The sequence below is a fragment of the Citrobacter sp. S39 genome, assembly GCF_009495675.1.
GTDB lineage: Bacteria > Pseudomonadota > Gammaproteobacteria > Enterobacterales > Enterobacteriaceae > Citrobacter > Citrobacter freundii.
In genome coordinates this window covers 3,767,756-3,790,221 of record NZ_CP045555.1, presented here as the reverse complement: position 1 = coordinate 3,790,221, position 22,466 = coordinate 3,767,756, and the positions used below count along the sequence as shown (strand labels likewise).

General features: G+C 49.6%; 25 protein-coding genes and 1 pseudogene. 16 read left to right on the top strand and 10 right to left on the bottom strand.

The features are described from left to right. Positions 1-27: 27 nt before the first annotated feature. Together GFB57_RS18130 and GFB57_RS18125 are read left to right on the top strand one after the other, a co-directional pair. Positions 28-1,551: a cyclic diguanylate phosphodiesterase gene (locus GFB57_RS18130; RefSeq protein ID WP_003030756.1), complete on the top strand. Its 1,524-nt coding sequence runs from the start codon at positions 28-30 to the stop codon at positions 1,549-1,551. A 169-nt stretch (positions 1,552-1,720) separates the two neighbouring features. Then, entirely contained in the window at positions 1,721-1,918 is a 198-nt protein-coding gene (locus GFB57_RS18125) for a hypothetical protein (RefSeq protein WP_003030753.1), read from the top strand. A 31-nt stretch (positions 1,919-1,949) separates the two neighbouring features. Here GFB57_RS18125 and waaZ read toward each other — a convergent pair whose 3' ends face one another. Both waaZ and GFB57_RS18115 read right to left on the bottom strand, forming a co-directional pair. Beyond that, entirely contained in the window at positions 1,950-2,726 is a 777-nt protein-coding gene (waaZ, locus tag GFB57_RS18120) for a 3-deoxy-D-manno-oct-2-ulosonate III transferase WaaZ (protein ID WP_003030751.1), read from the bottom strand. A 425-nt stretch (positions 2,727-3,151) separates the two neighbouring features. Beyond that, positions 3,152-5,239 (bottom strand): TonB-dependent receptor, encoded by a 2,088-nt coding sequence (locus tag GFB57_RS18115; RefSeq protein WP_003030749.1) that lies wholly within the window; start codon positions 5,237-5,239, stop codon positions 3,152-3,154. A 394-nt stretch (positions 5,240-5,633) separates the two neighbouring features. Here GFB57_RS18115 and GFB57_RS18110 point away from each other — a divergent pair, with 394 nt between their 5' ends. The 10 genes from GFB57_RS18110 to GFB57_RS18065 all read left to right on the top strand — a co-directional run bounded on the left by GFB57_RS18110 (position 5,634) and on the right by GFB57_RS18065 (position 13,496). After that, positions 5,634-7,256, top strand: a complete 1,623-nt coding sequence (locus tag GFB57_RS18110; RefSeq protein WP_003030747.1) for an ABC transporter substrate-binding protein — start codon at positions 5,634-5,636, stop codon at positions 7,254-7,256. Beyond that, a complete protein-coding gene (locus GFB57_RS18105; protein ID WP_003030745.1) occupies positions 7,256-8,230 on the top strand; it encodes an ABC transporter permease in 975 nt (324 codons plus the stop codon). The genes GFB57_RS18110 and GFB57_RS18105 overlap by 1 nt, the downstream gene beginning before the upstream one ends. Beyond that, the gene (locus tag GFB57_RS18100; RefSeq protein ID WP_003030742.1) at positions 8,220-9,032 is read left to right on the top strand and encodes an ABC transporter permease; all 813 of its coding nucleotides are present in this window, start codon (positions 8,220-8,222) and stop codon (positions 9,030-9,032) included. Before GFB57_RS18105 ends, GFB57_RS18100 begins: the two co-directional genes overlap by 11 nt. Next, the gene (locus GFB57_RS18095) at positions 9,026-9,820 is read left to right on the top strand and encodes an ATP-binding cassette domain-containing protein (protein WP_003030741.1); all 795 of its coding nucleotides are present in this window, start codon (positions 9,026-9,028) and stop codon (positions 9,818-9,820) included. The genes GFB57_RS18100 and GFB57_RS18095 overlap by 7 nt, the downstream gene beginning before the upstream one ends. Then, complete coding sequence (locus GFB57_RS18090; RefSeq protein ID WP_003030739.1) at positions 9,804-10,394, top strand: ATP-binding cassette domain-containing protein; 591 nt, start codon at positions 9,804-9,806, stop codon at positions 10,392-10,394. The genes GFB57_RS18095 and GFB57_RS18090 overlap by 17 nt, the downstream gene beginning before the upstream one ends. Before the next feature lie 89 nt (positions 10,395-10,483). Then, positions 10,484-11,134: a metal-binding protein ZinT gene (zinT, locus tag GFB57_RS18085; RefSeq protein ID WP_290366869.1), complete on the top strand. Its 651-nt coding sequence runs from the start codon at positions 10,484-10,486 to the stop codon at positions 11,132-11,134. 139 nt (positions 11,135-11,273) lie between these two features. After that, entirely contained in the window at positions 11,274-11,912 is a 639-nt protein-coding gene (gene leuE / locus GFB57_RS18080) for a leucine efflux protein LeuE (RefSeq protein ID WP_003030736.1), read from the top strand. Positions 11,913-12,086: 174 nt separating this feature from the next. Further along, on the top strand, positions 12,087-12,449 hold the full coding sequence (gene yeaR / locus GFB57_RS18075; RefSeq protein ID WP_003030735.1) for a DUF1971 domain-containing protein YeaR: 363 nt from the start codon (positions 12,087-12,089) through the stop codon (positions 12,447-12,449). A 3-nt stretch (positions 12,450-12,452) separates the two neighbouring features. After that, the gene (locus GFB57_RS18070; protein ID WP_003030733.1) at positions 12,453-12,635 is read left to right on the top strand and encodes a DUF1869 domain-containing protein; all 183 of its coding nucleotides are present in this window, start codon (positions 12,453-12,455) and stop codon (positions 12,633-12,635) included. A 216-nt stretch (positions 12,636-12,851) separates the two neighbouring features. Further along, positions 12,852-13,496, top strand: coding sequence for a hypothetical protein (locus GFB57_RS18065; RefSeq protein WP_003030732.1), 645 nt, complete (start codon positions 12,852-12,854; stop codon positions 13,494-13,496). Positions 13,497-13,548: 52 nt separating this feature from the next. Here the strand turns inward: GFB57_RS18065 and fdhF are convergent, their stop codons facing one another. Further along, on the bottom strand, positions 13,549-15,696 hold the full coding sequence (fdhF, locus tag GFB57_RS18060) for a formate dehydrogenase subunit alpha (RefSeq protein WP_290366868.1): 2,148 nt from the start codon (positions 15,694-15,696) through the stop codon (positions 13,549-13,551). Between the two features lie 360 nt (positions 15,697-16,056). Here fdhF and GFB57_RS18055 point away from each other — a divergent pair, with 360 nt between their 5' ends. Next, the gene (locus GFB57_RS18055; protein WP_003030729.1) at positions 16,057-16,305 is read left to right on the top strand and encodes a GlsB/YeaQ/YmgE family stress response membrane protein; all 249 of its coding nucleotides are present in this window, start codon (positions 16,057-16,059) and stop codon (positions 16,303-16,305) included. A 49-nt stretch (positions 16,306-16,354) separates the two neighbouring features. Here the strand turns inward: GFB57_RS18055 and yoaJ are convergent, their stop codons facing one another. The 3 genes from yoaJ to GFB57_RS18040 are packed head-to-tail and all read right to left on the bottom strand — an operon-like array spanning position 16,355 to position 17,603. Further along, positions 16,355-16,429 carry a protein YoaJ gene (gene yoaJ, locus GFB57_RS18050; RefSeq protein ID WP_099530266.1) on the bottom strand — a complete coding sequence of 25 codons (75 nt, stop codon included), beginning with the start codon at positions 16,427-16,429 and terminating at the stop codon, positions 16,355-16,357. A gap of 2 nt (positions 16,430-16,431) precedes the next feature. Next, entirely contained in the window at positions 16,432-16,530 is a 99-nt protein-coding gene (locus GFB57_RS18045; RefSeq protein ID WP_032941789.1) for a YoaK family small membrane protein, read from the bottom strand. A 47-nt stretch (positions 16,531-16,577) separates the two neighbouring features. After that, the gene (locus GFB57_RS18040; RefSeq protein ID WP_003030727.1) at positions 16,578-17,603 is read right to left on the bottom strand and encodes a sensor domain-containing diguanylate cyclase; all 1,026 of its coding nucleotides are present in this window, start codon (positions 17,601-17,603) and stop codon (positions 16,578-16,580) included. A 186-nt stretch (positions 17,604-17,789) separates the two neighbouring features. Between GFB57_RS18040 and GFB57_RS18035 the strand changes: the two genes are divergently transcribed. Beyond that, a complete protein-coding gene (locus tag GFB57_RS18035) occupies positions 17,790-18,038 on the top strand; it encodes a DUF333 domain-containing protein (RefSeq protein WP_003030725.1) in 249 nt (82 codons plus the stop codon). A gap of 7 nt (positions 18,039-18,045) precedes the next feature. Here GFB57_RS18035 and GFB57_RS18030 read toward each other — a convergent pair whose 3' ends face one another. After that, a complete protein-coding gene (locus tag GFB57_RS18030) occupies positions 18,046-18,393 on the bottom strand; it encodes a DUF488 domain-containing protein (RefSeq protein WP_003030722.1) in 348 nt (115 codons plus the stop codon). Between the two features lie 177 nt (positions 18,394-18,570). Here GFB57_RS18030 and GFB57_RS18025 point away from each other — a divergent pair, with 177 nt between their 5' ends. After that, the gene (locus GFB57_RS18025) at positions 18,571-19,278 is read left to right on the top strand and encodes a CTP synthase (protein WP_003030720.1); all 708 of its coding nucleotides are present in this window, start codon (positions 18,571-18,573) and stop codon (positions 19,276-19,278) included. Positions 19,279-19,314: 36 nt separating this feature from the next. Here the strand turns inward: GFB57_RS18025 and GFB57_RS18020 are convergent, their stop codons facing one another. Then, entirely contained in the window at positions 19,315-20,502 is a 1,188-nt protein-coding gene (locus tag GFB57_RS18020; protein WP_003030718.1) for a CynX/NimT family MFS transporter, read from the bottom strand. Between the two features lie 99 nt (positions 20,503-20,601). Between GFB57_RS18020 and GFB57_RS18015 the strand changes: the two are divergent. Beyond that, positions 20,602-21,394, top strand: a pseudogene (locus GFB57_RS18015) (helix-turn-helix transcriptional regulator); the annotation flags it as partial. Here GFB57_RS18015 and GFB57_RS18010 read toward each other — a convergent pair. Both GFB57_RS18010 and GFB57_RS18005 read right to left on the bottom strand, forming a co-directional pair. Next, on the bottom strand, positions 21,377-21,823 hold the full coding sequence (locus GFB57_RS18010) for a DUF441 domain-containing protein (protein WP_003030713.1): 447 nt from the start codon (positions 21,821-21,823) through the stop codon (positions 21,377-21,379). The pseudogene GFB57_RS18015 and the gene GFB57_RS18010 sit on opposite strands and share 18 nt — an antisense overlap. 139 nt (positions 21,824-21,962) lie before the next feature. Further along, the gene (locus tag GFB57_RS18005) at positions 21,963-22,466 is read right to left on the bottom strand and encodes a YbaK/prolyl-tRNA synthetase associated domain-containing protein (RefSeq protein ID WP_003030712.1); all 504 of its coding nucleotides are present in this window, start codon (positions 22,464-22,466) and stop codon (positions 21,963-21,965) included.

Sequence of the window (22,466 nt, the reverse complement as noted above, 5' to 3'; positions counted from 1 at the left end):
GATCAGTTTTCGCCACGGGACATGAGAATGCGCAAAGTACTTTTACCGGTAACCGCTGCGGTGTGTCTTTTTTTGATCGGTGTTTTTATTCTTAATATGCAGCTTTGGTATTCCTCTTCGACAGAAACCCTTGGAGGAGCCAGATATGCCGCGAAAAATATGGATAACATACTGGATGAAGCTTTCCAGGCAACTCGAACCGCTATGCACATCGCCGAAAAAAAATGCGATCTGGAGGGTCAATACCAACTTGGAACTGAAGCTGCACTTCGCCCTCATTTGCGAACGCTGATCATTATCCGACAGGGGAAGCTTTGGTGTACGTCACTGCCAGGTAATCGGATCTTGCTTAAGCAAATTCCGGTGATTGCTGATACAAATTTGCTGCTTACTCCCGCAAGAAATACGGAAAATGAGATACCCGTTCTGCTGTATCAAACTCGTTTTCAAACCAACCACATCATTGTCACCATTAGCGGGGTGCATATCCGTGGAGCATTGAATGTTCCGTTAAAGGGGGTGACATATTCACTACTCGTAGGTGACGAAGTGCTTGGTTTATTGGGCGATGTGGAAACCGTTACAGCAAGCTCACAGATGTCTGGTCAGGTGAATTCCGCAAAGTATCCGTTCAGCATTATTTATAATGAACCGCCATTGTTTAGTGCAAAAAGGCTGGTTACACAAGGTTCAGGGATTCTGGTTTTTATCCTGTTAATATCTTTCGCAGCCGCTTATGCCATTGATAAATATCTAAATAAGAACGATACCCCAGAAGAAACGTTGCGCAGAGCGATAGTAAAAGGAGAGATCGTGCCTTTTTATCAACCTATCGTAAATGGTCGTGAAGGGACGTTACGCGGTGTTGAAGTACTGGCCCGATGGAAACATCCAAAAGCCGGATATATCTCTCCTGCCTCCTTCATTCCCGTCGCCGAAAAATCAGGCCTGATAATGCCACTAACTCAAAGTCTGATGAGGCAGGTTGCGGCGAATATGAACGCCATTGCCAGCAAACTGCCATCTGGATTCCATGTTGGTATTAACTTCAGCGCATCCCATATCACTTCCCCTACATTTGTTGAAGAGTGTCTGAAATTCAAAGATAGCTTCAGCCGCCATGATCTCAACCTGGTGATTGAAGTTACTGAGCGTGAGCCATTACATGTAGATGAAGAACTTGTGCAGAGGCTCAATATCCTGCATGAAAATGGCTTTGTGATTGCGCTTGATGATTTTGGTACGGGCTATTCTGGGCTTTCTTATTTGCATGACCTGCACATTGATTACATTAAAATCGATCAGAGCTTTGTGGGAAGGGTTAATGAGCTTCCCGATTCAACCCGAATTTTGGATTGTGTTCTCGACCTGGCGCGCAAGCTGTCTTTAAGCATCGTTGCAGAAGGAGTTGAAACGAAGGCTCAGCTCGATTATCTCAACAAAAACAACATTGTTTTCCTGCAAGGGTACTATTTCTATAAACCAGTAACCTTCACTGAGTTCGTCATGATTCTGCTGGCAAAGCCTAAAGTGAAGGTTTTTGTCGAATAAATACAGGATAACCTTATTGATGAAAAGGGAGCATGAAATCTGCTTCGGGAGTAAAAATCCGACGATTATCTTTATCGTGAGACAAATCTCAGATTCTGTTATGTAAAACCTATACCCTTATTGATGTGGTGGTTATTTGTGTTTTCATATACAGCAACTGGATAATGGCATGGCAGATATAACATTCGCGATGGAGCGTGATTCAAGTCACAGAGCGGCGAAAAAAAAGTTGGATGTGCGAGACAATACGAAGTACGCAAACCGCAACCAGCTTGCGATTGCCGCAGTACTGTTTTTAGGCGGTATCGTCGGGGTTATTGTTTTGGCATTGTATCTCATGGCGCAAGAAGGGGTGTTTCTGTATTAATTGTTTAAATATTCTCACCGTTGGTGTATTGCTAGTAGGAGGTGGAACAAGCTATTTCTTCTGTATTGATGAATGGAATAACATCGTAGGGAATAGCTGTTTGTGGAGAAAGATTGTAGATCTTACCGTCATAGTGGCTACTTACATAAGAAAATGACCTTAATATAAAGCTAAGATCAGCAGGTAGAGTCGTGGGTTGAGCGTTAACTTCATTGTAAAACCGTTTACAGCCACCTTTCAAATCTAAACCTGAAAAAATTATTCTATCAAATTTTAGACTAATGGCTATTTGTAACGCGCTAAATGCGACTGTAGCACTACCAAAATGACCATGTGTTACATCAGTTGAAAATGCGATTGTTTTCACTTTTCTGAATGCAGAGCATTTAATTCGGAGATTCCTGTTAGTCATTGTTTTTATTTTATAGCGAATCTTTCTACCGATACCACCTCTGGATTTGCAAATGTCCTTTAACAGAAAACATGTGTTGAGCAAGTTCCCTGCCTCTGTTGAATCAGCTCTTTTAATAACATCTTCACTAATAAAGGTATGCTGAGCATAGGCGGAATACTTATAAAATAAGTCTTTATTGTTTTCATAAAAAGAACCGTCACAAACAACATAAAGAAATACAGGGATATTGTTGTTAATTAAATAGCCTGCGCTACCATTTACGCAAATGCAGCTTTTACTACGCATTATCTCAAGGGGCGTATCTAATGATGAAGGTCCAGACAAGTAAATAATACAATCATCGGAAACTCTTTCACCCATTATTCCATTAAGTATTTCGTGTGTGATGAGCATGGCGGTTACCGTGGATGTTATTTTTGAAATAATAACATTGAGTATCCGTTCCAAATCAAAGAAGATGTTTCTTTTTGTTTTTCAAACTTGAAGAATTGATTATGTGAATGTATTTTTATTATTATTTTGATAAATGTTTTTTTTGAGGGTAAGGTCTGGTAACTCAGAAAAATATGATGATGTTGGCTTTTGTTTTTCGATTTTTAAAATCCAGGCATTTGTTGTGTGAATAAATCTGATTCTGGTGTTCTTGCCTGGTAAGAATTTAACATGAAAATTAGTTACTTTTAGTTACAGGTGGCTGAGAGTGTTTTAATCATATCCTTATAAAGAGTGCGATTTTATAACATCATCCGCCTGTTATTTGATGTAACATAATTCCTGACGGGCTATCAATTCCAGTCCGTCAGGAAGGGAAAACAACATTAGAACTGATAGTTTAACGATACCCAGTAGTTACGACCCGGGTTTACGTATCCGGTGGTGGATTGTGCAGTCTGATAATAATCACCTGCGTAGGTGCTATTACGGCCCACCTGGTAAAGTTTAACCTCGCTAAAGTCTTTATCCAGCACGTTATTAACTGCCGTATTAAGTGTCAGATCTTTGGTCAGTTTGTAAGACATTCCCATGTCCAGGACGGTCCAGGCTTTTAAATTAGCACCTTTATCGTCATAGACGGCTTTTTGTACTGCGCTGAGATTGTCGTAATTTTCCGTGAAGCGTGGGGCCTTACCGCGATAACGTGCGCTCAGCCAGGCGTTCATATCTTCCGTTGCCTGCCAGTTCAGACGGGCGTTAGCCATATGCTTTGGTGTATAGCTTAACGGCGCGCCTTTATTGTCACCATCTTTTTGCTTGCTCTGAGTGTAGGTGTAGTTGAGAGATAAGGTCAGCACATCCGACCATAGAGGGAAGGTGCTGGCAAATTCAACGCCATCGGTCCTCGCCTTGCCGCTGTTGGTATAACTGTTGGTATTATCATCGATAGAATACGAGACAATTTTATTTTTGTATTCAGTATAGAAGCCGGTAATGTTGGCGTTAAGCCCGGCGTTGTTCTCGTAATACAGCCCGGTTTCGTAGCTGATGCTTTCCTCTGGTTTGAGGTCCGGGTTCCCGACCGTATTCACCGTTCCTTGTGCGGTTACGCCGCTGATCCCGTTATGCAACTGGCTAAGTGATGGCGCTTTATAACCGGTCGTTACGCCGCCTTTGAGCGTCCATTCGTCGGAAACATCCCAGACCATATAGGCTCGTGGGCTGAGATGACCGCCAAAGACATCGTTATGCTCATAGCGTGTTCCTGCGGTTAAGGCCAGCGAATCGAGAATATGCCATTCATCTTCCGCATAGGCTGCCCACGTTTTTTGGTGGAACGTCTCGCCGGTATTGGCCAGCACCACACCATCTTTCATTCGTGCATCCCAGTATTCCCCGCCAAGGGTTAAGAGGTGCGAATCACCTAGTGGTGTCAGTAGCACTGAGTCTAGTATGACGTTGGTGTTCTTCAGTTCACGCGCGTCACCGGCCCGACCTGCGTTCTCTGGTGTGAGTGCGGAGGAGACCAGTTGTCGGCCTTTGTTCTCGGTCTCATTCCAGCCGAGGGAGGATTTCCAGGTGCCAAACGTTAAGGCTGTATCGTGGCCGAGGGTCACTTTGTTACGCTCATAGCGCAGCGTTTTATCATAACCTCCCGTCAGGTTACCCAACTGACCGTCATCGTTGTCATAACGCTGTCTGGCGGAGTCGAGATCCAGCCACAGCGTATTGCTTTCGTTGGCTTTCCAGTCGAATCGCGTGCCAATATTGTAGTTTTCCGACTCGGTTGGATAAGGTACGCGGGTGGAAGAGGTATCGCTCAGCGAAGTGACGCTGGAACCCTGACGCTGGGTTGTGCTCCCCCGAACCTGCATATCCAGTATGCCCGCGATTAACGGGCCGCTTGACCAGAAGTTGGCGACCGTACTGTTACCCCATTTATTACTCTCTTGCAGGTTAACGCCGGTATTGATGGAAGTGCTCCATTTATCGGTGCTTTTTTTGGTGATGATATTCACCACGCCACCGATTGCGTCGGAGCCATAAAGCGTCGACATCGGGCCGCGGATAACCTCAATATGATCGATTGCCGCCAGCGGGGGCATAAAGCTGGTATTCATGGCAGAGAAGCCGTTTGGCGTCACGTCGCTGCTGCCGTTTTGACGAATACCGTCAATCAGGATCAAGGTATAGCTGGCGGGCATGCCACGGATGCTGATCTCCAGACCGCCAGTTTTACCGGTGCTGCTTTCAACATCTACCCCTTCAACAGAACGCAGGGCTTCACCTAAGTCATTATATTTATTGGTTTGTAACTCTTGCTGCGAAATAACAGAGACGCTGGCGGCGGCATTGGTGATTTTCTTTTCGTAACCGGAAGCGGTTACCACCATGACATCTTCAGCAAATACCAGGGGGCTGGAAAATCCTAAACAGGACAGAACGACAGAGGCAACAGGTTTTAAACGCATAGTCAAACTTCCTTTGTTAAAAATCAAAGGCAGTAAGATAAGTGATCGTAATGATAATACAAATAATTATCATTACAAATTTACATAACTTGTCACTTCTGGTGTTTTTTTTGAATAAATATACATAAATTGTCATGAGTTTTAGATAAGGAAATAGCGGGGAGGGTAAATAGTCCGCATGGGTAATTATTAGATAGGGATTAATATTCTTTGAATAAATGGCGAGGGATTAATCTATATTCTGAAATTCACATCGTACTCATAACGGAGTATCAGAAAAAAGTATGATAATTTTAGAAAATCGTCATACTTTTCTGCGCCGCATCATTTTTTTCGTCATTTCTGTCCGCCATAATCCCTTCCCCAGGAGACTGCTTAACGACTGTAAATCGTTATGCAGCATAAAAATAACGTAAATCTGGATAACATAATGATCAAAGGCAAGCTGGCACTGCTTACGTGCGCATTGACTCTCGCATTAACCTCACCACTTCTCGCCGCGCAAAATGCGAGCGAAGGGCAGACGTTAAAACTGGCAATTGGACCGGAGCCAACGGAAGGTTTTGACCCGATGCTGGGCTGGAGTCATGGCAGCTATCTGCTTTTGCATGCACCATTATTAAAACAAAATGCAGATATGAGCTGGGGAAACCTGCTGACGGAAAAAGTAGAGACCAGCGCAGACGGCAAAACCTGGACGTTGACGTTAAAACCTGACCTTAAATTCTCTGATGGTTCGCCGCTAACCGCTGAAGACGTGGTGTTCACCTATAACAAAGCAGCAAAAAGCGGCGGCAAAATTGATATGGGGAACTTCACCCATGCCAGTCTGAAAGATAACCGCACGGTAGAAATTACGTTGCGTAGCCCGCAAAGTACCTTTGTGAACGTGCTGGGTTCATTAGGAATTGTTCCGCAAAAACGGTATGACGAAAAAACATTCGCTAAAAATCCGATTGGCGCGGGTCCGTATCGACTGGTGAGTTTTCAGCCGGGGCAGCAGTTGATCGTTGAGGCTAACCCCTGGTATGCCGGTAAGAAAAATGATTTCAGTAAGCTGGTGTTTGTCTTCCTTGATGAAGATAACGCTTATGCCGCAGCGCGCAGCGGCCAACTGGGACTCGTACGTATCGCGCCATCGATGGCGGTCGCTCCTCAGCAGAAAAATTTGAAACTTTGGGTACGCGACAGCGTGGAAAACCGGGGCATTGTGTTCCCGATGGTTCCTGCAGGTAAAAAAGACGCCAATGGCTATCCGATTGGGAACGATATCACTGCCGATGTTGCCATCAGGCGCGCCATCAACTACGCCATCGACCGTAAGCAGCTTGCCGATCAGGTCATGGAAGGTCATGCGATTCCGGCGTATAGCGCGGTTCAGGGTCTGCCATGGCAGGGACAATCAGTTGCGTTCAAAGATGGCGATAGCGAAAAAGCGCGAACGATTCTGGAAGAAGCCGGCTGGAAGGTGGGTAAAGACGGCGTACGTGTGAAGGACGGTAAAGAGGCTCGCTTAACGTTGTGGTACGCCAGCGGTGACAGTACACGCCGGGATTTAGCCGAAGCCGTACGTGCGATGCTGGAGCCAGTGGGTATTCAGATTTCTCTGCAATCCGGGAGCTGGGAAACTGTTGAGCGGCATATGCATGCCAACCCGACGCTGTTTGGCTGGGGAAGTCTGGATCCGATGGAGCTTTTCCATCACTACAGTAATCAGGCTGCGGGCGTGGAATACTACAATCCAGGCTATTACAGCAATCCTGTCGTTGAGCAGCATCTTAAACAGGCTATTGACGCTCCGGACTGGCAAAAAGCGTTGCCGTTCTGGCAACAAGTTGAGTGGGATGGCAAGCAAGGGGCTGGCGTGCAGGGCGATGCTGCCTGGGCATGGCTGCTGAATATTCAGCATACCTACCTGGCAAATCCGTGTATTGACTTAGGTAAAGGCGCACCGGAGATTCACGGTAGCTGGTCACTGCTCAATAATCTGGACGAATGGACCTGGACCTGCCGTTGATGAAGTCTGTTGTGGGCCATTTTCTACGGCTGATGGTGTTATTGGTGCTGGTTGCGGCTGGCACTTTTATGCTGCTCAGCTTTTCTCCGGTCGATCCGATTCGGGCTTATATCGGCAACGATCTCCTGCATGTGCCGCCGGAGCAATATGCGCGTATCGCGGCTCGCTGGGGATTGGACCAACCGCTATGGGAGCGTTTTAGTCACTGGTTTGTCCGTGTATTACAGGGCGATCTCGGCTATTCAATGTTGTTTAACGCACCGGTTGCCAGCGTGATCAAGGAACGCTTTTCTACCTCGTTTGCGCTTCTTGGTGGCGCGTGGCTGCTCTCTGGCATATTGGGAACGGCAATGGGGTTTGTCGCGGGTCGCTATCTGAATCGCTGGCCGGATAAAGCAATCTGTCGCCTCAGTTATCTGCTTTCTTCGCTGCCGACCTTCTGGATTGGCATGCTGTTGCTGGCGTTATTTGCCGTGCGCTGGCCGGTATTTCCGGTCTGCTGCGCGTGGGAGCCGGGCAACAGCGGCGATATGGCGACGCTGACTGAGCGTCTGCGCCATTTGGTGCTTCCCGTTTGCGCGCTCAGTTTGCTGGGATTGGGACAAATTACGCTTCATACACGGGAAAGCATCGCCAGCGTGATGAAAAGCGATTTTGTCCGTTTTGCGCGTTCTCAGGGAGATAAAGGCTGGTCACTGTTACGCCATCAGGTTCTGCGTCATGCAATTACGCCTGCGCTGTGTTTGCAGTTTGCCTCGCTGGGGGAGCTGTTGGGAGGCGCATTATTGGCCGAAAAAGTCTTTGCTTACCCGGGACTGGGGCAGGCCACTATTGATGCTGGATTACGTGGAGATCTGCCGTTACTGATGGGAATTGTATTGTTCAGTACCGTATTGGTGTTTATTGGTAACTCGCTGTCTACCTGGCTTGTCCGTATGTTGAACCGTGCTCTGGAACGACCTGATGCTCTATAACCCGACGCCGACGCTGATTCGTCTTTTGCTCTCATTTAGCTGCCTGTTATTCATTGCAGTGTATGGTGCCGCAATGCTGGATAACCCGTTGAGCGTTAATCTGCTTGCCCGGCATTTACCGCCTGATGCGCTGTACTGGTTTGGCACCGACAACCTTGGTCGCGACCTGTGGATCCGTTGTTTTCAGGGGGCGTTAACCAGTCTGCAAATTGGTATTGGTGCGGCGTTGTGCAGCGGTTTCATTGCGTTAGTGATGGCGGCGGTTTCGCGCATACATCCGCGTCTGGATGTGCTTATGCGTCTGATTACTGATGCCATGCTGTCGATGCCGCATCTGCTGTTGCTCATTTTGATCTGCTTTACGCTGGGCGGCGGGAAAAACGGCGTGATTATGGCGGTTGCGCTGACCCACTGGCCGCGTCTGGCGCTGATCCTGCGTGCTGAAGCGCAGCGCGTGGCCCACAGTGACTACTTGACGCTGACCTGGCGTCTGGGACACGGCCATTTTTACTGCTGGCGACATCACTATCTACCCGCCTTATTACCTCAATGGCTAACGGGAACACTACTGATGTTTCCCCACGCGGTGTTGCACAGTGCGGCGTTAAGCTTCCTCGGTTTTGGGCTGGCACCGCATGAACCGTCACTGGGACTGCTGCTGGCGGATGCGCTGAGATTTATCAGTCATGGCGATTGGTGGTTGGTGCTGTTTCCGGGACTGATGTTGTTCAGTCTGGTGATGTTATTCGATCAGCTCGCAAGGGCGGTACATCGTTTATGGTTACGAGGTGACGCATGTTGAGTTTAAGACAGGTCTCGCTGGAGGTGGCACGTTATCGCTGGTACGGCGCGAGAAACTGGTCTTCGCTGTTGCAGGATATCTCTTTCGACGTGGCACCGGGTCAAATGGTGGCGTTAGTGGGAGGAAGCGGGGAGGGTAAGAGCCTGCTGCTGCAATGCCTGCTCGATCTCTTACCGGAGAATTTGCGCTTCCAGGGCACTATCACGCTGGAGGGCAAAACGCTGAACAGCGATGATATTCGCCAATGTCGTGGCGATACCTTCAGCTATGTCCCGCAAGGCGTTCAGGCGCTTAACCCGCTGCTCTCGATTGAAAAGCATCTGCGCAGGGCATGCCAGCTTTCTGGCCAGCAATGGAATGCCGGAAAAATTGAACGATTGCTCCAGCGTAGCCGACTGGAAAGTCGCGTATTAGATGCTTTTCCGCGTCAGCTTTCAGGCGGTATGGCGAAACGTGTCCTGGCCTGTCATGCGTCTCTGAGTCAGGCTCGCTATATTCTGGCGGATGAGATTACCGCCTGGCTTGATGCACCTCTGGCTAATCAACTCCTTGAACAGTTGCGTGAGCAATGTGAGCAAGGGGCTGGCGTTTTATGGGTAACGCATGACCTCACGCTGGCGGCCCGCCATGCGGATCGTATTGTCGCGCTGCATCAGGGAAGGGTGTCGGATAACGTCAGCCGGGAACAGCTGTTACGCGGAGAGATTAGCGAACATCTGCAACGACAATGGCGGGCGCTGCCTGAAAGAAATCAACTTTTTGGAGAGCGCGATGTTGTGCTGTCGTGATGTAACAATCCGTCAGGGAGAAAAGGTTCTGTGGCAAAATCTGACCTTCTCTCTACACCCTGGAGAACGTATTGGGATTTGTGCGCCAAGTGGGACGGGCAAAACGACGCTGGGACGCGTGCTGGCGGGCTGGCAGAAACCAACTTCGGGTGACATTCTGGTTGATGAACAACCGTTGCCGATGCACCAGTATTGCCCGGTGCAACTGGTGCCACAGCATCCGGAATTAACTTTTAACCCCCGACGCAGCACCGGTGATGCGGTTCATGATGCCTGGCGACCGGATGCTGAAATGCTTACCCGTCTTCACATCAACCCAGAGTGGTTAACTCGCCGCCCCGGACAACTTTCTGGCGGTGAACTGGCGCGAATTGCTTTACTTCGTGCGCTGGACCCGCGGACACGTTTTCTTATTGCTGATGAAATTACCGCCCAGCTCGATCCTTCCATTCAACGGGATATTTGGGCGCTGCTGCTTGAAGAATGCCAGCGTCGACCGTTGGCTATGCTGATTATCAGCCATCAGCAGGCCCTGCTTGATCAGCTTTGTTCCAGCAAACTCATTGTAACGTGAAATGAGATAGAGGCTTGTAGCTGGTCTATTGATTAAATTGATACGTTATATTATAACATTTCACTCGCAAATGATTTGAGGGTGAAATTTTGGCTATTTGTATTAATAAACTGACAATTGCTCTGGGGATGCTTGTAGTCAGTGGTTCGGTTATGGCGCACGGTCATCATTCCCATGGTGCGCCGATGAGCGAAGCAGAACAAAAGGCGTCGGAAGGGGTTTTTGATGATAACCAGGTGCAAAATAGGGCGCTGACCGACTGGGATGGCATGTGGCAATCTGTCTATCCGTATCTGGTCAGCGGCGAGCTTGATCCGGTCTTCAAAAAGAAATCGGAGAAAGACAAAAGCAAAACGGCAGAACAAATTAAAGATTACTACCGTAAAGGTTATGCAACCAACGTAGACACCATCGGCATCGAAAATGACGTAATGGAATTTCACACCGGTAATCAGGTTGCATCATGTAAATACGACTACGCCGGTTATAAAATTCTGCACTATAAGTCAGGCAAGAAAGGTGTACGTTATCTGTTTGAGTGTAAAGACGCTAACAGCAAAGCACCTAAATACGTGCAATTCAGCGATCATATTATCGCGCCGCGTAAATCGAGCCACTTCCATATCTTTATGGGAAATACCTCGCAGGCAGCTTTGCTTGAAGAGATGGAAAACTGGCCTACCTACTACCCTTACCAGTTGAAGGGAGAAGAGGTTGTGGATGAGATGCTGCACCATTAATCCGGGCTAACCTTATCTGTACACACCCGTCACCAGTGGCGGGTTTTTTAATTCATAACCTTCTCTTTCCATCACCCGATGCATTCGTTAGCATATTGTCTCGCAGCAAGTGCATGTGTTTTTTCAGGAAGAGGTTAACGTGTTCGCAGAGTATGGAGTTCTGAATTACTGGACGTATCTGGTGGGGGCTATTTTTATCGTGCTGGTACCGGGGCCAAATACGATATTTGTGTTGAAGAACAGCGTTGGTCGGGGAGTGAAGGGCGGTTATCTCGCCGCAAGCGGTGTGTTTATCGGCGATGCCGTGTTAATGTTTTTGGCCTATGCCGGAGTTGCCGCATTGATCAAAACAACGCCCGTTTTGTTCAACATCGTTCGCTATCTTGGCGCGTTTTATCTGCTGTACCTCGGTGCGAAGATCCTGTATGCAACACTGAAATCAAAAGCAAGCGATGCCGCGCCTGAAGAAGTCCCGTTTGGCGCTATTTTTAAACGTGCGTTAATTCTGAGCCTGACGAATCCTAAAGCTATTCTTTTTTATGTTTCGTTCTTCGTGCAGTTTATTGATGTCAATGCGCCGCACTCAGGGCTGTCATTCTTTATTTTGGCTATTACGCTTGAGATAGTGAGCTTTTTCTATCTGAGCTTTCTTATTTTCTCCGGCGCGTTCGTGACGCATTATATCCGTACGAAGAAAAAGCTGGCCAAAGTGGGTAATTCCCTTATTGGTCTGATTTTTGTTGGTTTTGCCGCTCGTCTGGCCACGCTTCAGTCGTGACGCCATTGGCCCGTTGGTTACGGCGGGCCTTCAATATTACACCCTGCAATTCATTTATAATTGTATTGTTATAACCAATAAATGGTATTTCAAATGAATATTATGAGGCGTACCCTGTGTACAGCAGCGGTTCAGTAAGAACTCGCTGGTTGTCGACTGGAAAAGGGAAGAAAAATGCTTCAAATTCCACAGAACCATATCCATACACGCTCTACTCCATTCTGGAACAAAGAAACGGCACCTGCCGGAATTTTCGAACGCCACCTTGATAAAGGAACCCGTGCCGGGGTTTATCCTCGACTTTCGGTTATGCAGGGGGCGGTCAAATATCTCGGATACGCAGATGAACATAGCCCGGAGCCCGTAGAGGTGATGGTTATTGAAGCCGGTCAGTTTGGCGTTTTTCCACCGGAAAAATGGCATAACATCGAAGTGATGACCGACGACACTTACTTTAATATCGATTTTTTCGTTGCCCCGGAAGTTCTGATGGAGAGCGCGAATCAACGAAAAGTCGTGCGCACCGGCAAGGAGTAAATCATGGGCAAAGCAACCTATACCGTAACAGTGACCAATAACAGCAACGGCGTGTCAGTCGATTATGAAACTGAAGCGCCGATGACGCTGTTGATTCCGGATGTGGCCGCTGAAGTGGTTAAAGACCTGGTCAATACCGTACGTTCATACGATACCGAGAATGAGCATGAAGTGTGCGGGTGGTAGGCGTTAATTACTCCTACTGATTGAATGCGCTGAATTTTAATCTAATAACCGCACTGCGTTTTGACGACGCCGCGCGGTTTTTTTATCCGTGTTAAACCTGGAAATATCCGGAAAAAGATTTCTTAAGAATACCTTAAGAAATCCGCATTGATTGCTAATGTTGGATCATTCACAGGGGTTATGATCGTGAAACAGTCACAATACAGAACCTCGCTTATGAAACTGAATACCCGACTAACATTACCCACTTTCATTCTTGGACTGATCATCGTAGCGATCCCGTTCACTGCGAACTGGAATCTACCTTTGCTCAACGGTACTGTCGTCAGATGGATTGAGAATGGTCAGGCGTTATGGCTGCTGTTTGGAGCGCTTTTTACTCTCAGCTACATCCGGCCTTTATCACGTCCTGAAGGCGAGAAACAATTTTGGCTTTGGGCGGCTGTGTGGTGGTTGGTGTTGCTGGGTCGCAGTACCAGTTGGGGCCGTGATTATTTCCCGGAGCACCCTAAACTTCTGTTCAGAGTTATCTCAGTGGTATTGATTGCAATGATTATTCTGCCTGTCCTGATATCAAAACGCTTACGCCAGGATATTGCCCGTCGCTTACGCAATGAACCGCTGCCGCTATGGCTGTTAGCGATCACCACCTGTGCATTTTTGATCTCCGATACGGTAGAGCATCATCGTCTGCTGGCCCCTGTCTTTTTGCACAACGCGCAGTACGGCGATCTCATTGAGGAGCTGTATGAACTCCCGTTTATGGCAGGATTGTTCCTGATGAACCTCGGTTTTATGCAGCGGGATAAGCAGGAAGAATCTGCTGCCATTCGCTTTAGTGAACCACAGCTGGCGAAGTAACGGGAAAATACCTGAGTCTGGATGACCAGACTCAGGCGGTTAGCGAGGTGACTTACGCAATGGCCTCGCACAAGCGTGATTTCATGTCGCTATACGTCTGTGCGGCATACTTTTCAGCCCATCCCTGATCGCTAATGTGCTCAATACTTACGGCGCAATATTTGGTTTCCGGCGTTTTCGAAATAGGATCGAGATTATCCTGAGTTAACTCGTTACACGCACCAATCCACCATTGGTAGGTCATATACACCGTTCCGGCATTGATACGCTCGGATACATCGGCGCGGCTGATGACCTTACCACGACGCGAGCTGACCCATACCAGGTCACGATGACGAATACCCAGTTTTTCTGCATCATGAGTATTGATTTGCACATACCCAGGCTCATCTGCCAGGGCTTGCAGCGCTGCGCAGTTGCCGGTCATTGAACGACAGGAGTAGTGCCCAACTTCACGCACGGTACACAGGACCAGCGGATACTTTTCATCAGGAACTTCTGCGGGTGCTCGCCATTGTGCGGCAAACAGTTTGCCTTTGCCATTGGCGGTATCAAACTGGCTGTTCGCGTAAAGGTAAGGTGTGCCGGGGTGATCGAGCTCCGGACATGGCCACTGAACATGCCCCATTTCACCCATTTTCTCATAGGTTACACCGTAGAACAGCGGGCACAGCTCGCGCATCTCATCCCAGATTTGCTGGTTACTTTGATACCGCATGGGATAGCCCATTTCACTGGCCAGCAGGCTGATGATCTCCCAGTCACGCTTGACATCACCTGAGGGTTCAATCGCTTTTTCAAAACGCTGGAGTCCACGATCGGCGCAGGTAAAGACGCCGCCGTGTTCGCCCCAGGAGGTGGCCGGCAGGAGGACGTCGGCCATTTCCGCTGTCTTGGTCATGAAGATATCCTGCACGACAATAAAATCGAGCGCGTTAAACCCTTCGCGGACCAGACCTAAATCGGCCTCGGTTTGCAACGGATCCTCCCCCATGATGTAGTAGGCTTTAATTTTGCCTTCAATAGCCAGATGCGGAACTTCGGTGATGCGCGTCCCAACCTTGTCATCCATCTGATTGACGTCAATGCCCCAGGCGTTGGCGAATTTCTCCCTGACGGTGAAATCGGTCACGTCCTGATACCCAGGGAACTGGTTAGGCAGTACCCCCATATCGCACGCGCCTTGCACGTTATTCTGCCCACGCACCGGCCCAACGCCGACGTTAGGACGTCCCAGATTGCCGGTCAGCAACGCCAGGCTCGACAAACCACGAACCACGTCAACGGCCTGGCCAAACTGGGTGACGCCCATTCCCCACATCACGGTTGCCGATGGCGCTGCGGCAAATGTACGCATCGCCTGACGAACCTGCTGTGCGGGAACACCCGTTAAATGTTCAACGGCTTCAGGCGCATAGTCCTTCACGGTTTCCCAGTATGTTTCCAGTCCTTCCGCATGCTTTTGTACATACTCGCGATCGTAGAGTTGCTCTTCGATGAGGACATGGCCAAAGGCGTTAACCAGTGCCATATTACAACCGTTTTTTAACTGCAAATGTTGGTCAGCTATACGAGCAGTTTCAATACGACGTGGGTCGCAGACAATGATTTTTGCGCCGTTCTGGCGAGCTTTAATTACCCGGCGAGCCACGATCGGGTGCGAGTCGGCGCAGTTATAGCCAAAGATCAGCAGGCATTTTGAGTTTTCAATGTCGCTGATGGAATTGCTCATGGCGCCATTGCCTAATGTTTCCTGTAACCCGGCAACGGAAGGGCCGTGACAGACACGGGCGCAGCAATCGACATTATTGGTATGGAGAACGCCACGTGCGAATTTTTGCATCACGTAGTTGGTTTCATTCCCTGTTCCACGTGAAGACCCGGTGGTCATAATGGCGCGGGGGCCATAGGTATTTTTGATTTCAGATAAGCGTTTTGCGGTGTAACGAATGGCTTCATCCCAGCTAACGGGAGTGAATTTTCCACCTTTTTCATAACGGATCATCGGGCGAGTCAGACGGGGAGTCAGAAGGCGAGTGTCGTTAAGAAAATCCCAACCATAGTAGCCTTTCAGGCATAACTGATTTTGGTTCGTTACACCCTCTGCGGCCTCGGCGCGGATGATTTTGTTATTCTCAACAACAAGCTTGAGCTTGCACCCGGCCCCACAGTATGGGCATACACTGGTGATTTTTTTCATCAATAACAGACCTGTTAAATGCTGAAATAGCGCGAATTGTAAACGGAGCCGCGCGATACGCATCGCGGACTACGATTTGTCATAGTGACCGGCTGTTTAAGCATAAATCGTGCCAGAAGTGAAAACCCAGTAATTGCAGGGACTGAGGGCGAATGAGTAACGCAGAATGACTGACGATTCGACATTAATGACGAGCTACGTCAGGGAAAATGTCGCCATCCAATGGTTTAACCTTATGAAAGATCAGAAAAAGATGAAAATAGCAGGTGATACCGATCACAAATTTTAATTTTTCAGCGCTATGCTATGCTTTTATACAACGAGCGAATCGTTAACTTAAAAACATAAGTGAGGGATATTATGGGCATTATTTCATGGGTGATTTTCGGTCTTATCGCTGGGATTTTGGCAAAATGGATTATGCCGGGTAAAGATGGCGGCGGATTCTTTATGACCATCATCTTAGGGGTTGTCGGTGCGGTAGTGGGTGGCTGGATCAGTACCTTCTTTGGTTTTGGTAAAGTTGATGGTTTCAATTTTGGCAGTTTTGTCGTAGCGGTTATCGGTGCGATTGTGGTGCTGTTTATCTATCGAAAAGTCAAAAGTTAAGTAAACATGCAGACAATAGAGGCCACTGATAAGTGGCCTTTTTCTTTGGTTACCACCACCCCAGTTCCGTGCCCAGAACCACGATGATAGCCACGCCAATCATAATAAGCGTTGTTTTTTTCATCGTTATGCTCCAGGCGCAGCGTAACCGCCAATAAAAAACCAGGATAAGAAAACGACAGCGGAAATGAAAATAATGACAGGGAAAATAATACCGAGTCGCATACGATTATCTACCAGAGTTATTTAAAGACGAGTCAGCATAGCAGGGGTTAATGTACGACAAAAGCGGTTTTATCCTGACGCTTTTTATCCTTGTACATTGCGCTGTCTGCGAGATGAAGCGCACAGTTTACATCAGTCTCCAGCGGATCAATTTCCACCACGCCCAGACTGGCACCAGGATAAAACAGATGAATATCGCCCAGGTGATAGTCGCCGCAAATTTGCTGCTGCAACTGATGTTTCACCTGCTGCAGACGAACACGTTGCTCCCTGTCATCTTCCGGCGACAGGCGAGCGACTAAAAATTCGTCACCGCCCAGTCGACCGAGAATGTCATTATCACTACATTTACGCAGCAGGCGGTGGCCAATCTGGATCAGGAACTGGTCGCCAACCTCGTGACCAAAGCGGTCATTTATCAATTTGAAATCATCCAAATCGATATAGGCGACAACTATCTTCTGCCTGAGGTGGCGGGCGAGCGAAAAAAGGGTCTCTACATTTTCAAAAATTGCGCGCCGATTCGGTAATCCGGTCAGGGCATCGGTGTAGGAGTGAGCAATCAGCGCAGCGTTCGCTTCACGTAACTGAGCAACCAGCGACTCTTTTTGAATAGACTGGGCGATTAGTCCGGCAAACAGATGCAACACCTGTTCACCACGTTCGCTTAACGCATGCTGGCGGCGACTGGTGGCGCAGAGCGTTCCGTAAAACGTTCCGTCCGGAAGATGAACGGGAGTACTCAGAAAAGTGGTGATGTCCAGTGCGCGAGCGGCGGTACATTCCGGCCATCGTGCGGGCACGTTGTCGCTGTACAGACAGTTTTCCTCAATAGCGCGTTTGCACAGCGTTTCATCCCACGGCACGGACAGCCCTTCGGGGATCTGCATTTGGCAGCTATTACGCGCATACAGAATATGCTGCAGACGGGCATCCAGATCGACCTTGGTCAAGTATGTAGATTCCATCTCAGTCACTACTTCCAGCATTTCCAGAAGTTGGCGTACCAGACTCTCAACTGACTGCTCCGTGGCTAAGGATTGTGAGACTCTGGCAAGGATCATGTCCGACATGAGGTGTAAATACTCCTGAGTGATGACAAGGCTGGCGTGGGCGCATGATAGAACATCAGGGAGCAAGATGAAACACGTGTTTCTGGCTGAAATGTAATCATAAAATTGAAATTAGAACGTAAAACATGGAGATAGAAGGGAAGTCGGGGTAACCTGCCGGAATAATGCTTTTAAACAGGAGTAGAGATGAAACTAGCGTCTATTATTTTGCCCGGCTTGCTGGTGCTGGCGGGGTGTACCACGCAGCCTGATGCCCCTAAACCACCAAAAATCGGCATGGCGAATCCGGCATCGGTGTATTGCGAACAAAAGGGCGGTACGCTGGTTGCGGTGCAGACTCCGCAAGGCGTAAGGTCAGACTGCAAACTACCTGGAGGGGAAGTGATTGATGAATGGGCGCTCTGGCGTAGAGATCATCCGACAACGGGCAAGTGATACGCGGTCAGCATTGACGTAGCCACTCAGCGAGCACCAGCGCGTGGTTTTGCTGGGTATTTTTCGCCGCATACAGTAGCGTTAAGGTTTGCTGTCGGGCAATCTCTGCGAGGCGCTTTCCTTCTTGCTGCTGTTGAGCCAGTTCAGCGCGATATTGCTCAGAAAAATGCGAGAAATCAATCAACTCTGCGTGGAATGCCTTACGTAAATCAGATGACGGGGTAAGTGCTTTATTCCATTCGTTGAAAATAAGATCGCTCTTTTTCACCCCGCGAGGCCATAACCGGTCGACCAACACGCGGTAACCATCGCTTTTTTCTGCCGGGTCATACACACGTTTGCACTGAATATTCATCTCTTCATCCGCTCCATTAAGCTATCGCTATTACGGTTAAATAAGATCGTAAAACGTGACCATTATAGCATTCCGCCAGCCCTGACTCCCAATTTAAGGGATTGTGATACCAACAAAAAATCGGTAGGCTGAGGCTCCTTATAGTGTCCCTCATTGTCTGGACATAAGGAAAGTTTAATGGAAATTTCCCCGATTAAAGATACGCTTCGCATTGCGCTGGTGGGCGATTACAACCCCGATATTGTGGCGCATCAGGCTATTCCTCTTGCCATTGATGATGCCGCTGCCGTCCTGGAATTAGTGGCTGATTATGACTGGCTAACCACATCTGATATCAGCAGCAGTGAGGACCTGGTAGGTTATGATGCCATTTGGGTCGTTCCAGGCAGTCCTTATCGCCACCTGGAAGGGGCGCTGATCGCGATACGCTATGCGCGCGAAAACCGCATCCCATTCCTGGGTACCTGTGGCGGCTTTCAACATGCCATTCTGGAGTATGCCCGCAACGTGCTGGGCTGGATCGACGCCGCCCACGCGGAGACGGACACCACGGGTCGGATGGTGATAGCACCGTTGACCTGCTCGCTGGTAGAAAAAACGGATGATATTGAGCTTCGGGCCAATACGCTGATTGCCAAAGCCTACGGGCGGGATGTTATCTCGGAGGGATATCACTGCAACTACGGCGTATCGGAAGATTTTGCCGCTGAGCTGGAGCGCGGCGATCTCCGTGTGACCGGTTGGGATGAGGCTGGTGATATTCGTGCCATTGAGCTGGTGACACATCCATTTTATGTCGGCACGCTCTTTCAGCATGAACGCGGAGCGCTGGCGGGAAAACCCGTACCTCTGGTTCAGGCGATGCTGCGCGCCGCGCGCGGATAAATATTGGGCAGGTTGTCCGCGAACCTGCCCTCAGCATTATGCGCTCGCGATCTCCCGATTGCGCCCCGCGCACAAACCAAACACCGCCATCAGCATCGCTAACACGGCGACACCCGTTAATGGAATCAGCCAACTACCGTTGAGGTCGTGAATTTTCCCCATCAGCGGTGGCCCGCAGGCGGCCAGTAAATATCCGACAGACTGTGCCATGCCGGAGAGAGCGGCAGCCTGATGCGCTGAGCTTGCGCGCAGGCCAATAAAGGTTAAGCCAAGGATCATCGTCGCGCCTGAGCCAAAGCCAAACAGGATGGTCCATAGCAATGCCTGGTCGGGCATTATGGCGAATCCCGCCGCGCCGACGGCGCACATTAACGAAACCAGAGCGGCGATGGCGCGCTGATCCTTAAATCTGTTCAGGACGAGAGGGATCAATATTCCCGGCGCGGCAGTCGCCAGCTGCAGTAAACCATGCAACGAACCGGCCTGAGATTCGCTGTAGCCATGGCTAATTAAAATGGCGGGTAGCCAGCCGATGATGACGTAATAGACAAGAGAGTTGATCCCCAGAAACAGCGTTACTTGCCAGGCGAGGCCAGAGCGCCAGATCGCGCGGGAATGCAAGGCGCGCGAGTTACTCAGGCTGGCATGAGCGGTCTGGCGGCATTGGGGCAACCAGATAATCAGCGCCAGCAGCGGGAAGGCCATCAGCACCATCAACGCACCGCGCCAGCCAAATCCATTTAGTGCCAATGGAACCACAATTGCCGAGCCCAGTGCCGCCGCCGCGCCCATGGTCAGCGAGTATGCGCCAGTGAGTTTCGCCACATGCTGGGAAAAATCACGCTTAATCAATCCGGGTAACAGCACATTTCCCAACGCGATTCCGCAACCAATGATGGCGGTACCGCTAAACAGGAACCCTGACGAAGGCAGTGAACGAATCGCAATACCTACGCAAATCAACAGCATCGCGGCAAACAGGCTACGTTCGATGCCCCAGCGGCGCGCAACAGCGGCAGCCAGGGGGGATACCAGCGCGAAGGCCAGCAGCGGCAGGGTAGTCAGAAGCCCAGTCTGGGCGGTACTCAAGCCGTAGTCGGCGCGAATGGCATCCAGCAACGGGGCTGCGCCGGTAAAGGTGACGCGCAGTGTGGTGGCAATCATCAGGATCCCCGCGATCAGCAACGCTGCGTTTTTGCCACGGGAGGAAGGTGTAGTAATCATTTTGTTCTCATATCGTCAGGCGAGGCGATACTTTAGCGTTTTTACACTATGGATGAATCAAGCTAAAATGACAGATTATCGCTAAAATAGGACATTCTTATGTTGGGGCTGAGACTGGATGGATATGAGCCCGATTTGCACCACGATGCGGCGGTCGCATTTTGTATTCAGGCTCGGGAAGATGAACTTTTCAGTCCGCTGCATCAGCATCGTAAGGGACAGTTGATCCTGGCGCTGCATGGCGCGATCACCTGTGAAGTTGAAAACGCTATGTGGATGGTACCTCCGCAATATGCGGTGTGGATCCCTGGCGAAATTCCACACAGCAACCACGTTACCGTGGGCGCGCAATTGTGTTTTCTGTTTATTGAGCCGCAGGCTGTCGTGATGCCTGAACGTTGCTGCACGCTGAAAATCGCCCCGTTATGTCGGGAGCTCATTCTGGCGCTGGCGTCCAAATCGGATGCTCAGCGACTGGAGCCGGCAACTCAGCGGCTGACGCAAGTGTTGTTTGATGAACTCCCGCAGCAACCCCAGGAGCAGATGCAGTTACCAGTTTCCGATCACCCGAAAATTCGCAGAATGGTCGCAACGATGGCGAAAGAGCCTGCACAATGGCAGACGTTGGGACAATGGGCCAGCGTATTTGCGATGAGTGAACGTAACCTTGCTCGTCTGGTCGTCAAAGAAACGGGGTTGAGTTTTCGCCGCTGGCGTCACCAGCTCCAGCTGATTCTGGCGCTGCAGGCGTTGATCGATGGCCGCAATGTACAACAGGTCGCGCAAATGCTCGGGTACGATTCGACCACGGCATTTATCACTATGTTCAAAAAAGGCCTGGGGCAGACGCCAGGCCGTTATCTGAACGGGCTGGCTACTGCTTCCCAACAATCAACGAGACCAGGCCTGCCGCAATAAGCGGCCCCACCGGCACACCGCGAAACAGCGCCACGCCCAGTACCGTGCCCACCAGTAATCCGGCAACAAGCTGGGGCTGACTGCCCATGAGCGTAACGCCGCGTCCGCCGAGCCATGAGACAAATACCCCGACGGCAATAGCGACCAGTGATTTCCAGTTTACAAAGGAGTGGATGAGCGCGGAGGGCGGTAGCGTTCCGCTGGCGATCGGTGCCATGACGCCAATGGTCAGAATGATAATCCCGACGGTCAGGCCCTGTTTTTCAATCCAGGGGAAGAAAGTATTCAGAGGGGTAACACGGACAATGATCAGCACCAGAATTGAAACAGCGACAGTGGTGTTGTGGCTGACAAAGCCCAGAGCTGCCAGTCCGAGGAGGATCAGCAGAGTGACATCAAACATCGTAGTTTCCTTGCCAAAAGAAAAAATAAGCCTGCTTACTGTACGCGTAAATGCGTGACGGAACAGGCTTTTTTTAATGATTATGATTTTTTTTGGGCTAACGCACGATGCGACGTTTTTTTACTGCTAACGCAGACCATTATTGTTCGCGGCGGAAAGGGATTAATTCAGGTTGCGCGATACGCAGGTAATCTGCGGTATCCATGATCACGGATTTTTCCAGCAACCCGGCATTAAACGCAATTTCATGAAAACGCTCAAACAATAGTGGATCAGCGACCAGCTTGAGATTAGGATGAAAACTGAACGGTGGGATAGCGCCAAATACGCAGCCAGTCAGTTCATCTACCTCCGCCGGGCTGGCAAGAGACGCTCTCAACCCGCCAATATGGCTGGCTAACCGGCTCAGGTCGGCCTGCTGATCGGCAGAGAGGATCGCCAGAACATGCTGATTGACGCCGTTGCCTTTTACTTTGCAGACCAGCGCTTTTGCTCCCTGGCCCAGTGCGGTACCACGAATTTCAGAAACTGCCTCACATTTGCCGACGGCTTCATGGCTTACCACGCGGTACGTTGCGCCTTGCTCTGACAACAGCGAGATTAAACGCTGATGCGTTGCGTTACCTTTGTTCACTTCCGTCAT

What these genes read in the sequence shown, in the direction of transcription:
- GFB57_RS18130 (WP_003030756.1), top strand. Translation starts at nt 28, where the DNA reads ATGCGCAAAGTACTTTTACCGGTAACCGCTGCGGTGTGTCTTTTTTTG.
- GFB57_RS18125 (WP_003030753.1), top strand. Translation starts at nt 1,721, where the DNA reads ATGGCAGATATAACATTCGCGATGGAGCGTGATTCAAGTCACAGAGCG.
- waaZ (WP_003030751.1), bottom strand. Translation starts at nt 2,726, where the DNA reads ATGCTCATCACACACGAAATACTTAATGGAATAATGGGTGAAAGAGTT.
- GFB57_RS18115 (WP_003030749.1), bottom strand. Translation starts at nt 5,239, where the DNA reads ATGCGTTTAAAACCTGTTGCCTCTGTCGTTCTGTCCTGTTTAGGATTT.
- GFB57_RS18110 (WP_003030747.1), top strand. Translation starts at nt 5,634, where the DNA reads ATGCAGCATAAAAATAACGTAAATCTGGATAACATAATGATCAAAGGC.
- GFB57_RS18105 (WP_003030745.1), top strand. Translation starts at nt 7,256, where the DNA reads ATGAAGTCTGTTGTGGGCCATTTTCTACGGCTGATGGTGTTATTGGTG.
- GFB57_RS18100 (WP_003030742.1), top strand. Translation starts at nt 8,220, where the DNA reads ATGCTCTATAACCCGACGCCGACGCTGATTCGTCTTTTGCTCTCATTT.
- GFB57_RS18095 (WP_003030741.1), top strand. Translation starts at nt 9,026, where the DNA reads ATGTTGAGTTTAAGACAGGTCTCGCTGGAGGTGGCACGTTATCGCTGG.
- GFB57_RS18090 (WP_003030739.1), top strand. Translation starts at nt 9,804, where the DNA reads ATGTTGTGCTGTCGTGATGTAACAATCCGTCAGGGAGAAAAGGTTCTG.
- yeaR (WP_003030735.1), top strand. Translation starts at nt 12,087, where the DNA reads ATGCTTCAAATTCCACAGAACCATATCCATACACGCTCTACTCCATTC.
- GFB57_RS18070 (WP_003030733.1), top strand. Translation starts at nt 12,453, where the DNA reads ATGGGCAAAGCAACCTATACCGTAACAGTGACCAATAACAGCAACGGC.
- GFB57_RS18065 (WP_003030732.1), top strand. Translation starts at nt 12,852, where the DNA reads ATGAAACTGAATACCCGACTAACATTACCCACTTTCATTCTTGGACTG.
- fdhF (WP_290366868.1), bottom strand. Translation starts at nt 15,696, where the DNA reads ATGAAAAAAATCACCAGTGTATGCCCATACTGTGGGGCCGGGTGCAAG.
- GFB57_RS18055 (WP_003030729.1), top strand. Translation starts at nt 16,057, where the DNA reads ATGGGCATTATTTCATGGGTGATTTTCGGTCTTATCGCTGGGATTTTG.
- GFB57_RS18045 (WP_032941789.1), bottom strand. Translation starts at nt 16,530, where the DNA reads ATGCGACTCGGTATTATTTTCCCTGTCATTATTTTCATTTCCGCTGTC.
- GFB57_RS18040 (WP_003030727.1), bottom strand. Translation starts at nt 17,603, where the DNA reads ATGTCGGACATGATCCTTGCCAGAGTCTCACAATCCTTAGCCACGGAG.
- GFB57_RS18035 (WP_003030725.1), top strand. Translation starts at nt 17,790, where the DNA reads ATGAAACTAGCGTCTATTATTTTGCCCGGCTTGCTGGTGCTGGCGGGG.
- GFB57_RS18030 (WP_003030722.1), bottom strand. Translation starts at nt 18,393, where the DNA reads ATGAATATTCAGTGCAAACGTGTGTATGACCCGGCAGAAAAAAGCGAT.
- GFB57_RS18025 (WP_003030720.1), top strand. Translation starts at nt 18,571, where the DNA reads ATGGAAATTTCCCCGATTAAAGATACGCTTCGCATTGCGCTGGTGGGC.
- GFB57_RS18020 (WP_003030718.1), bottom strand. Translation starts at nt 20,502, where the DNA reads ATGATTACTACACCTTCCTCCCGTGGCAAAAACGCAGCGTTGCTGATC.
- GFB57_RS18010 (WP_003030713.1), bottom strand. Translation starts at nt 21,823, where the DNA reads ATGTTTGATGTCACTCTGCTGATCCTCCTCGGACTGGCAGCTCTGGGC.
- GFB57_RS18005 (WP_003030712.1), bottom strand. Translation starts at nt 22,466, where the DNA reads ATGACGGAAGTGAACAAAGGTAACGCAACGCATCAGCGTTTAATCTCG.